Annotated in this window: 7 protein-coding genes; 6 read left to right on the top strand and 1 reads right to left on the bottom strand. The window is 70.9% G+C overall.

Annotation, left to right across the window (positions count from 1 at the left end; genetic code table 11):
* The first annotated feature begins 1 nt into the window (after position 1).
* The 4 genes from E3T49_RS07260 (at position 2) to E3T49_RS07245 (ending at position 7,544) form a co-directional block, all read left to right on the top strand.
* A complete protein-coding gene (locus E3T49_RS07260; protein ID WP_134424298.1) occupies positions 2-1,315 on the top strand; it encodes a DUF58 domain-containing protein in 1,314 nt (437 codons plus the stop codon).
* Positions 1,312-3,747, top strand: coding sequence for a transglutaminase TgpA family protein (locus E3T49_RS07255; protein ID WP_134424297.1), 2,436 nt, complete (start codon positions 1,312-1,314; stop codon positions 3,745-3,747). The genes E3T49_RS07260 and E3T49_RS07255 overlap by 4 nt, the downstream gene beginning before the upstream one ends.
* A 296-nt stretch (positions 3,748-4,043) precedes the next feature.
* Complete coding sequence (locus E3T49_RS07250; protein WP_134424296.1) at positions 4,044-4,400, top strand: FHA domain-containing protein; 357 nt, start codon at positions 4,044-4,046, stop codon at positions 4,398-4,400.
* A gap of 144 nt (positions 4,401-4,544) precedes the next feature.
* Complete coding sequence (locus tag E3T49_RS07245) at positions 4,545-7,544, top strand: FtsK/SpoIIIE domain-containing protein (protein WP_134424295.1); 3,000 nt, start codon at positions 4,545-4,547, stop codon at positions 7,542-7,544.
* Between the two features lie 15 nt (positions 7,545-7,559).
* On the opposite strand, the gene ald is transcribed toward E3T49_RS07245, so the two are convergent.
* Positions 7,560-8,675: an alanine dehydrogenase gene (ald, locus tag E3T49_RS07240; RefSeq protein ID WP_134424294.1), complete on the bottom strand. Its 1,116-nt coding sequence runs from the start codon at positions 8,673-8,675 to the stop codon at positions 7,560-7,562.
* Positions 8,676-8,919: 244 nt separating this feature from the next.
* Here ald and E3T49_RS07235 point away from each other — a divergent pair, with 244 nt between their 5' ends.
* Both E3T49_RS07235 and E3T49_RS07230 read left to right on the top strand, forming a co-directional pair.
* Positions 8,920-10,131, top strand: a complete 1,212-nt coding sequence (locus tag E3T49_RS07235) for a polyamine ABC transporter substrate-binding protein (RefSeq protein ID WP_134424293.1) — start codon at positions 8,920-8,922, stop codon at positions 10,129-10,131.
* 2 nt (positions 10,132-10,133) lie between these two features.
* On the top strand, positions 10,134-11,333 hold the full coding sequence (locus E3T49_RS07230) for an ABC transporter ATP-binding protein (protein WP_134424292.1): 1,200 nt from the start codon (positions 10,134-10,136) through the stop codon (positions 11,331-11,333).
* The last annotated feature ends 1 nt before the right edge of the window (position 11,334 follow it).

Genomic DNA, 11,334 nt, shown 5'->3' with positions numbered 1-11,334 from the left:
GCTGCCGGCCGCGGTCGCTGCGCCGGGGCCGGACGCCGGCGACGGCCGCCTGGCCGACCTCATCGCACGAATCGTGCGGGCCGGCAGCACGGCCGCCGCGGTGCTCGCCCGGGCGCTGGGAGCACTCTCGACCGTGGTCACCCCGCTCGGTTGGGCCAGCCTGGTCGTCGTCTGCACCGCATTCCTGTTCGGGTATGCGCTCGGCTGGACCGAGCTCGTCGTGATCGGCTGGACCGGACTCGTGCTGATCGTCGCGGCATCCACTTTCCTGATCGGACGGAACGCGTTCGACATCCACCTGCTCCTGCCCGTGGACCGCGTCGTGGTGGGGGAGCGGGTCCCCGGCCAGGTGACCGTCTCGAACCCGACCCGTCGACGGCTGCCGGGGGTGAGCGTCGAGGTGCCCGTCGGGGCAGGGATGGCCGAGTTCTCGATGCCGAGCCTCGCTCGCGGCGGCAGCTTCGAGGACGTCTTCATCGTGCCGACGCGCAAGCGCGGAGTCATCCCGATCGGTCCGGTGCGAACGGCGCGCGCCGACCCGATCGGCTTGCTGCGCCGGGAAGTCGTCTGGGCCGAGCGGGTGGAACTGTTCGTGCACCCGCGGACCGTGTCGATTCCGAGCATGAGCACCGGTTTCATCCGCGACCTCGAGGGCAATCCCACGCGCGACCTGACGAACAGCGACGTCTCCTTCCACGCCCTGCGCGAGTACGTCCCCGGTGACGAACGGCGCACCATCCACTGGAAGAGCACGGCGAAGACCGGCCGGTACATGGTGCGCCAATTCGAGGAATCCCGGCGCAGCCACCTCATGGTCGCGCTCAGCCTGGCCGAATCCGACTACGCCGGCGAGGAGGAGTTCGAGATGGCCGTCAGCGTCGCCGGGAGCCTGGGCGTGCGGGCCATCCGTGATGCCCGCACGGTCTCCGTGGTCGTCAGCGTGGCGCCGCCGGAATCCACGCGGCGACGGATGCCGGCCCTCCGGCCGCTCAGCACCCTCACCCGCACCCGGCTGCTCGACGATCTCAGCGGCGTGGATCGCTTGGGTGCCGCCCTGCCGGTCAGCGAGCTGGCCAAGGCCGCCGCGGACACGGTGGCCGGTATCTCGGTCGCCTTCCTCGTTTGCGGGTCGGCCACCACCCTCTCCCAGCTGCGCACGTCCGCCGGCCGCTTCCCCACCGGGGTCGACGTCGTCGCCGTGGTCTGTGATCCGGAGACCGTTCCCAGCTTCCGCCGGGTGGCCGAGCTGAGCGTGCTCACCATCGGCTATCTCGAGGACCTGCAGCAGAGCCTCAGCCGAACGAAGGCGGTATGAGCGGGAGGGGCCGGCGCGGAACCGGGGTGCGCCGCGACGGACTGACGGCCCGCGGCATCCGTCTGGACTGGCGTTTCATCGTCGGGAACACGATCGGGCTGTTCCTGGCGACCCTCACGGCCAGCGCGTCGTTCTGGCCGGTCTATCAGAGCCGCGAGTTCGTCGTCCTGGTCGGCGTGACTTTCGTACTGGGTTCGATCATCGCCATTCTGGGGGCGCTCTTCCGCTGGGCGGCGTGGCTGGTGGGGCTGGCGACCGTGGGCGTCTACCTGCTCGCCGGGGTGCCGCTGGCGGTGCCCGGGCAAGCGGTGCGCGGCGTTCTGCCCTCCCTGAGCGGCTTGCTCGACCTGGTCGTCGCGACGGCGCTCGGCTGGAAGCAGCTGGTGACCATCGTGCTGCCGGTCGGTTCCTATCAGGCGCTGCTCGTGCCGGCTTTCATCCTGGTGCTGCTCAGCACCGTGGTCGGGCTTTCGGTGGCCCTCCGCACCCGCGTCGGCGAGTTCGGAACCCTGGCCCCGGCGGCCCTGTTCGTGGCCGGGATCATCCTGGGGCCGACGGTCGAGCATGCCCCGATCGGAACCGGCCTCGGGCTCTTCGTCGTGCTCCTGTTCTGGCTGCTCTGGTTCCGCTGGATGCGCCGTCGCTCGGTGCTGAGAGTCTCGTTGCAGCAGTCCCGCCGCACCACCGCTTCGTCGTCCGACCGGCACGTCGCGGCCGCCCGCGGGCTGGTCAGCGCCGCCGTCATCGTTGCGATCGCCGTCGCCGCCGGCACCGGCGCCGCACTCCTGCTGCCGGCCGACGTGCCGCGGGACGTTCTGCGCGCCCGGGTGCAGCAACCGTTCGACCCCCGGGACTACCCGAGCCCGCTGAGCGAATTCCGCGGCTACCTGCAGGACGGGCAGGCGGATGCCGTGATGCTCGAGGTGGCCGGGTTGCCGAGCGGCGGCCGGTTGCGCCTGGCCACCCTCGACAGCTACGACGGGATCGTCTACTCCGTGGGCAGCGACCAGGTCAGCAGCGCCTCCGGCTCCTTCACCCGGCTGCCGGACCGTCTGGACCAGTCCGCCGTCGACGGCGACGAGACCCGGCTGACGGTGACGATCGCCGACTACACCGGTGTCTGGGTGCCCGGCACGGGCCAACTCGAGCGGATCACCTTCACCGGGCCGACCCGGACTTCGCGGTCCGATTCCTTCTTCTATAACGACAACAGCGGCACTGCTGCGGTGCTCACGGGCCTGGTCCGGGGAGACAGTTACCAGACCTCGGCCGTCGTGCCGAGGGCGCCCGGCACCCTGGCCGACCTGCGGCCCGGTACCGCCGTGCTGCCCGAGCCTCCGGTTCTGCCGGACGAACTCGAACAGGCGCTCGCCCGCTACGTTCGCGCCGGTGACGCGCCCGGGGTGCAGCTGCAGGCCATCCTCGACGGGCTGGCGACGGATGGCTACATCAGCCACGGCATCCTGCCGGACGAGCCCGTGAGCCGGTCGGGCCACGGCGCCGACCGGATCAGTGAACTGTTCACCGACCAGCCCATGCTCGGTGACGCCGAGCAGTACGCCGTGGCGGCGGCTCTGATGGCTCGCCGGATCGGCTTTCCGGCGCGGGTCGTCGTCGGATTCGTCCCACAGCCAGCGGCGGAGTCGGCTGAGTCGGCAGGGTCTGCAGGGTCGGCGCCCGGTGCCGCCACCGTCTCGGTCGTCGGATCCGATGTGTCGGCCTGGGTCGAGGTGCAGTCCACCGACGGCTGGGCCACGATCGATCCGAATCCGCCCGTGCGCGAGATCCCGGCCCGGGCGCCCGACGATCCGACCGTCGTCTCCCGGCCGCAGACCGTCGTGCCGCCGGCCCTTCCCGATCCGCCGGAAATCCGCGATCTCGCACCGCCGGAAAGCACCACCGACGATCCGCCCGCACCGCCGAACCCGCTGCTGGCGTTCCTGCTTGCCGCCGCCGCGGTGGCCGGGTGGACCCTCCTCGGCCTCGGCATCGTGCTCTCACCCTTCCTGCTGATCATCGCGGCCAAGGCGCGGCGTCGGCGTCGGCGTCGCAACCGTGCCGCGCCGCTCGACCGGATCCGGGGCGGCTGGCGCGAATTCTCCGACGCCGCGCTCGACTACGGCATCGACGTTCCGGTGGGAGCCACCCGCACCGAACTGGCGATGCTGGTATCCGGGGCGCGACCGCGCATGGTCGCGACGGCGGTGGACCGGGCCGTGTTCTCACCGGAACGGCCGGGCAACGCGGACGCCGAGGAGGTATGGAACGCGGTCACCGAACTGCGCCGCTCGCTGGGCGCGGGGAAGAAGCGTTCGGTGCGGCTGCGGGCGCTCGTGTCGTTGCGCTCGCTGGGTCGGTACGCTGGAAGGGCATCCGTTCGTCGGACGCTGCCACCGGGGAGCCGCCCGGGCCAGGGAGGAGTGCGCACGTGAATTGCCTGATCTGCGGGGCACAGCTTCCCACCGGCGCCATGTTCTGCGGCGAATGCGGCAGTTCGAGCACGGCAACGCCGCAAACCAGGAAACGACCGGATCCCCGTCCGAGCGACACCACGGTGATCCAGCCTCTGCCCCGCCAGCGCGTGGTCATCTCGGTGCCGATCGGGGAGGACTGGCAGACCGAAATCGTGCCGGCGTCACCGCGGGCGCAGGATCCGGCTCCGGCTCCAACCCCGGCTCCAACCCCAGCTCCAACCCCGGCTCCAACCCCGGTTCCAACCCCGGCTCCGGTGCCCGTCGCAGTGCCCGTGCAGCCGACCGCCTCGCTCTTCGTGCTCCAGTTCAGCACGGGGGAGACGGTGTCCGCCCACGGCACGGGGCTGATCGGCCGCCGGCCGCTGCCCCAACCGGCCGAACACGTCGACATCCTGGTGCAGATCAACGACCTGGGCCGTTCCGTGTCGAAGAGCCACCTCGAATTCGGTCAGCACGACGGCGAGTTCTGGGTCAGTGACCGATTCTCGGGAAACGGCACCATCATCCGTCGCCCGGATGCCGCGTCCGTGCGCTGCGAACCGGGACGGCGTTACCGCGTGCCGCGCGGTTCCCGCGTCGAGATCGCGGATCAGTTCTTCATCCTGAACTGAAACGGGGCCTCACGTCCTCGGCCGGATTGCGACCCGCACTCGCGGTTGCGCCACCGGTCCCTCCACAGCGCGGCCCGGTGCCGACCCCGCACGGATGCGCGTCGGCACCGTTCGAGCGCCTCCCTGACGTGCTCTGCTGGTGCGGTGATCCGAGCCGACGTCCCGCTGACCCTTCCCGCTCGCCCCGCCGACTCGCCGCGGCCGGGGTTCCCGCTGGTCGCCAGTCTCGCGCCGCTGGCCGCGGCCGGGGTGATCTGGTTGATCACCGGTTCGGCATTCGTGCTGATCTTCGCGGTTCTCGGCCCGGTCATCGCCGTGGCCGGCATGGTGGACGCCCGCCGTACCGGCCGCCGCGCCCGGCGCGCTGCCGCAGCCGACGAGGAGCGCGCCCTGGTGGCTCTGCGGGCGGAGGTGTCTCTGCGCCACGAGCAACTGCGCCGCCTGAGACGGCAACGCACTCCGTCGGCCAACGACATCGTGGCGGCCCCGCACTCGGCCCTGCGGTGGGCCTCCTCGGGTTCGACCAGCGGGGCGTGCGCCGGCACCGAGGTGAGCCTGGGATTCGGAGCGGTGCCCAGCGGGTTGCGGCTCGACGGCGGTTCCGGTCCCGACGACCACCGCGCCCTGCGCGACTGGGCGGCCACGCTCACCGACGCTCCCATCGGCGCGGATGTCGGCGGCGGCGTCGGCATCGTGGGGCCGCTTCCGCTCGGGCGGGCTCTGGCCCGGGGACTGCTCGTGCAGCTGGCGTGCGCTCTTCCGCCCGACCAGGTCGCCATCCGCGTGCCCGACAGCGGCTGGGCCTGGGTTGCGGCTCTGCCGCACGACGCGGGGCAGCCTTCGGCCCGCCGGGTCGTGGTCTGTGAAGCCCCGGCGACCGGGCAGGCCCTCGGCACGGCCGGGGGACCGGGGGGAACCGGGACGACGCTGGTCGTTGCCCTCGCCCGCGCAGTCGACGAACTCCCCTGGGGCTGCGACACCATCGTGCGCGTGCAGGGGCCGTCCCGGGCCGAGGTCATGCGTTCCGCCGAACATGCCTGGGGCACCGCCTTCCGACCCGAGCTGATCACCGCGGTGCAGGCGCTGCGAGTCGCCGACGAACTGACCGCGCGGGCGGGGGCGGCCGGACTGGTGCGGGGCCGGCGCTCGATCCCCGCATCCGTTTGCCTGGGCGAGCTGTCGGGACACCTGCTCGACGCTCATCCCCGGTACCGACGTTCCGCAGCGCTGAGCCTGAATTGCGTGATCGGTGTCGGCGAGCAGGGAGAGGTCTCGCTGGACCTGGTGGCCGCCGGGCCGCACGCGGTGGTCGGCGGAACGACCGGCAGCGGCAAGAGCGAGCTGCTCGTGACGTGGGTGGCGGCGATGGCCGCGGTTGCCGGACCCGCCGAGGTGACGTTCCTGTTGGTCGATTTCAAGGGCGGCGCCGCGTTCGCCCCGCTCCGAGCCCTGCCGCACTGCGTGGGACTGATCACCGATCTGGACGGGCACCAGGCGAACCGGGCGCTGGCCAGCCTGGCTGCCGAGCTCACCTATCGGGAGCGCGTACTACGGCGTGCCGGCGTGCGCGACATCGTCGACCTGGCGGCGCAGAACACGCAACAGGCTCTGCCCCGGCTCGTCATCGTGATCGACGAGTTCGCCACCATGCTCACGACTTTTCCCGACCTGCACGCCCTGTTCGTCGACGTGGCCGCGCGCGGCCGATCCCTGGGGGTGCATCTCATCCTCTGCACGCAGCGGCCCACGGGCGTCGTGCGCGACGCGCTGCTCGCCAACTGCACCCTGCGGTTGTCGCTGCGAGTGAACAACCGCGCGGACAGTGTCGCCGTGCTGGGCACGGATGCCGCAGCGGCCCTGTCCGCGGAGGCGCCCGGACGGTGCCTGATCGCCGTGGCGTCCTCGGGGCCGGAGCTCTGCCAGGTGGCCACGACCGCGGCCCCCGACATCCGGGCTGTGGCCGACCGGCACGGCAGTGCGACGGTCCTCCGGCGCCCGTGGCTCGACCCGCTGCCCGCCGCCGTCCGCCGGGGCACGCTGCTCGCCCTGGTGGAGTCCGGCGCAGCGGTCGACGAGGCTGCCCCCGGCTGTCTGCTCGGGCTGCTCGACGAACCGGAGTCGCAGCGCTACCGGGTGGCCCGCTACGACCCTGCAACCGACGAAAGCCTGCTCGTGATCGGTGGCGGGCGGTCGGGCAAGAGTACGGCCCTGGCCTCGATCGCGGCCCAGTTCGCACCCGCCGGGCCGGTCGACCGGCCTGGCGGGGATATCGAAACCGTCTGGGATGCCCTCGTCGAGGCGCGCCGTCGCCTCGAGGCCGGGGAGCGTGCGGCCTCCCGGCTGCTGGTGCTCGACGACTTCGATTCCGTGCACGCACGCTGGGACCAGGAATACCGCCCGGCGGCCCTCGAACTGCTGGCCGGGCTGCTTCGGGACGGGGCGGAGGGTGGCCTGCGCATCATCATCGCCGCGCAGCGCCTCACGGGCTCCCTGCAGGCGCTGCCGGCGCTGTGCCGCAGCCGCCTGATCCTGCGCCTGCCCGATGTGCCCGAGCACGTCGCGGCCGGGGGCGTTGCCGCGCTGTTCGATACGGGTCTTCCGCCGGGCGGCGGCAGCTGGCAGGGCCACCGTATTCAGCTCCTGCAACCGGACGCGCTGGGTTCCACGCCCGACGACCTTGTCCGTGTGAGCCCCGCGGTCCACCCGGATCCCGTGACACCGGCCGGGAGGCCGGGTCGCACGCTGCTCGTCGTTGCGGGTGCCCCGGCCCGCGCGGCCGCGTCGTTCGGGGCGGTGCCCGGAACACGGGTCATCGACCTGGCCTCGGCGTCCCCGGCAGCGGTGGCGGAGGCACGGCGCACGGCGGAGGCAGAGCCGGCCGGCCCCGGATCGCTCCGACTGACCGAGGCGGAAACGGGCACCGTCTTCGTCGGCGACGTGGACGCCTGGCAGGCACAGTGGTCGTTGCTGAGCATCCTGCGCCGGAGCGCCGACCTCGTGTTCGACGGGTGCAGCCTCGCCGACTACCGTGCGATCAGTCGCCGACGGGACCTGCCGCCGCCGCTGGCACCGGGCCGCGACCGGGTCTGGGTGCTGCAGCCCGACGGAACCGTGCGGCGGGCCGCGCTGCGGCCGCGGCCGTGATCTCCCTCACCGGCTTCAGGCCAGGACCTCCACCAGCTCGAGAAGCGGCAGCGAGTGCGCGGTCGCCACGGGAGCGCTGGTGACCCGGCCGCCGACCGTGGAGAGTCCGGCGGCGAGAGCGGCATCCGTTCGCAGCGCATCCTTCCAGCCTCGGGTCGCGATCAATCGAACGTAGGGCAGCGTCGCGTTCGTGAGCGCCGAGGTACTCGTGCTGGGCACGGCGCCGGGCATGTTCGCGACGCAGTAGAACAGCGACTGGTGCACCAGGAAGGTTGGATCGGCGTGCGTCGTCGGATGCGAGTCGGCGAAGCATCCGCCCTGGTCCACGGCGATGTCCACGAGTACGCTGCCCGGCTTCATGCGGGAGACGAGTTCGGTGCTGACCAGTTTGGGAGCACGGGCACCGGGGATCAGCACCGACCCGATCACCAGGTCGGAGGTCAGCAGGGCCCGGTCGATCTCATAGCTGTTCGAGGCCACGGTCTGCACCCGTCCGTAGTACAAGGCGTCGATCTCGCGCAGGCGGAACAGATTCGTGTCGAGCACGGTCACCTGGGCGCCGAGTCCGACGGCAACCTGCAGGGCGGCGGTTCCGGCCACGCCGCCGCCCAGCACGGTGACCCGGGCCGGATGCGTTCCCGGCACCCCGGGCACGAGCAGGCCCGGTCCGCCATTGGGCTTGAGCATCGCGTGGGCACCCACGATGGGCGCCAGGCGGCCGGCGACCTCGCTCATCGGTGCGAGCAGCGGCAGCGCCCCCGTCGGAAGCTGCACGGTCTCGTAGGCGATGGCCGTGACGCCGCTCGCCAGCAGCGCCCGGGTCAGGGCCGGTTCGGCGGCCAGGTGCAGGTAGGTGAACAGCAGCAGGTCCGGGCGGAAATAGCCGTATTCGCTCGGGATGGGCTCCTTCACCTTGAGGAGCAGATCGGCGGCGGCCCAGGCGGACGCGGCATCCGGCAGGATCGTGGCGCCGGAGGCGGCGTAGCTCTCGTCGCTGAGTCCGGAGCCGCGCCCGGCCCCCGTCTCGATCAGCACCTCGTGCCCGTGCGCCACCAGATCCTGCACGCCGGCCGGGGTGATCGCCACCCGGAACTCGTTGTTCTTGATCTCTGCCGGAACTGCGACCCTCATGGCGCTCCCTTGCTGCACACCCGCGGCGGTGGACCTCAGGTTCTGGGCGCCAGCCTACCGCCGCCCCACGGCCCTTTTCGAAAGAAAACAACGGCGAACGGTGCTGATCTCGTGCCTGAGATGAGCAAAAATTAACGATTCGGCCTCTCTTGGGTGCGCCGGGGGCGGTCCTGTGCGAGTATCGACCAACTCGCTACGCAAGCCGTGAGAGCTCACCCGCTGAGAAGTGCAAGGAGACCCGACCATGAAGCCCAGGCCGTTGCCCGCCGATCCCATGATTGCTCAGCTCGTCCGTCAGGCGCGGGCGACCCAGATGGGGCGACGCACCCTCCTCGCCGGAGCCGGCGGCGGGGCCGCGGCCCTGGCGCTCGCCGCGTGCTCGACCGGCGGGGCGACCAAGCCCACCGCAGCCCCCGACGAGTCCGACACCAGCAAGCTCGTGCGCTGGGACAACTGGGCGCTCTACATCGACGTCGACGACGCCGGCAACTACCCCACCCTGGACGCGTTCACGGCCGAGACCGGCATCAAGGTGGAATACACCGAGGCCGTCGACGACAACAACACCTACTACGGCAAGGTCAAGGACCAGCTCGCCCTCGGCAAGGACATCGGCGCCGACGCCGTCTGCCTGACCGACTGGATGGTCGGCCGCTGGATCCGTTTCGGTTACACGCAGGAACTCGACCTGGCCAACATCCCCAACTTGAAGAACCTGATCCCGTCCCTGAAAGACGTCGGCTTCGACCCCGGCCGCAAGATGAGCGTGCCGTGGCAGGGCGGATTCGCCGGCATCTGCTGGAACAAGGAGAAGCTGCCGAACGGCCTGGCTTCGGTTGAGGACCTGTGGGGCCCCGACCTCAAGGGCCGAGTCGGCGTCCTGTCCGAGATGCGCGACACCATGGGCCTGATCATGTCCGACATGGGGGTCGACATCGCCGGCGATTGGGGCGACGACGAGTACTTCGCCGCGATCGACGTGCTGGAGAAGCAGGTCGCCGACGGCCAGGTGCGCAACATCAAGGGCAACTCGTACAAGGAAGACCTCATCAATGAGGACACCCTCGCCGCCATCGTCTGGTCCGGCGACATCGTGCAGCTCAACGCCGAGAACGGCGACAAGTGGGACTTCGTGGTCCCCGACAAGGGCGGCACCCTGTGGAATGACAACTTCCTGGTGCCGATCGGCTCCACGCACAAGCGCAACGTCGAGACGCTGATCGACTACTACTACGACCCGGCCGTCGCCGCCGAGGTCGCCGCCTACGTGAACTACATCACACCCGTCGTCGGGGCCAAGGAAGCCGCGATGGCGATCGACCCCGAACTGGCTAACAACCAGCTGATCTTCCCGGACGATGCGACTCTGGCCAAGGCGCGGGTCTTCCGCACCCTGACCGGCGCGGAAGAGCAGAAATACGACGCCGCCTTCCAGGGCATCCTGCTGGGTTCGTAGGGATGTCCAGCGGAGAATTCGCCAGCGCCGGGGCCGACCTCGAGCTCGTCGGCATCCAGAAGAGGTTCCCGGGCTTCACCGCGATCGAGCACCTCGACCTGAAGATCCCGGCCGGGTCGTTCTTCGCCCTGCTGGGCCCGTCCGGCTGCGGCAAGACCACCACGCTGCGCCTGGTGGCCGGCCTCGAAGAGCCGACCGCCGGGCGCATCCTGATCGGCGGCACGGATGTGACGAACCAGAAATCGTTCCAGCGTCCGGTCAACACGGTGTTCCAAAGCTATGCCCTCTTCCCGCACATGACCGTGCTGGAGAACGTCGCCTTCGGGCTGCGCCGGCGCCGGATCGGCGACCCGGTCGCCAAGGCCCACGAGGCGCTGCGCCTGGTGGAGCTGGACCATCTCGCGTCGCGCCGGCCGCAGCAGCTCTCCGGCGGGCAGCAGCAGCGCGTGGCCCTCGCCCGCGCGATCGTGAACCGGCCGGCCCTGCTGCTGCTCGACGAGCCGCTCGGCGCGCTCGACCTGAAGTTGCGGCGACAGATGCAACTCGAGCTCAAGACCATCCAGGAAGAGGTCGGCCTGACCTTCCTGCACGTCACCCACGACCAGGAGGAGGCCATGACCATGGCCGACACCGTCGCGGTGATGAACAAGGGTCGGATCGAGCAGATGGGTGCCCCCGAGGAGCTCTACGAGCTGCCGCGTACGGCATTCGTCGCCAACTTCCTCGGCCAGTCGAACCTGTTCACCGGCCCCGTCGTCGGCAGCACCAGCGAGGCCATCTCGGTGGACGTCGCCGGTCAGAAGGTCGTGGTCCCGGCAGCCCGCGCGCACCGGCACACCGGCGAGGTGACCATCGGCGTACGCCCGGAGAAACTGACCCTGCACCTGACCGAGCCCGTCGATGACGTGGCCCGCAACGTGATGGGCCCCGGACACGTGGTCGACGTCTCCTTCAGCGGGGTCAGCACCCAGTACATCGTCGAGGTGCCGGGCATCGGCAACCTGATCGTCTTCGCGCAGAACATGGCGTTCGGCCCTGTCGCCCACGAGGGTTCCGAGGTGTGGATGAGCTGGAACATCGAGCACGGCTTCGGACTCGAGGACGACGCCTCGGCGGAGCCCCGCTTCGAGGCCGACGACACCACCCGGAGCATCGCGACGCAGAAGCGCTCCTCCCTGCTCACGGAGCTTGAGGGAGCCTAGG

This window comes from Cryobacterium cryoconiti, from assembly GCF_004403065.1.
Lineage (GTDB): Bacteria > Actinomycetota > Actinomycetes > Actinomycetales > Microbacteriaceae > Cryobacterium > Cryobacterium cryoconiti.
Note: the sequence above shows the minus strand (reverse complement) of the source record. Positions and strands in the feature narration are given on the sequence as shown.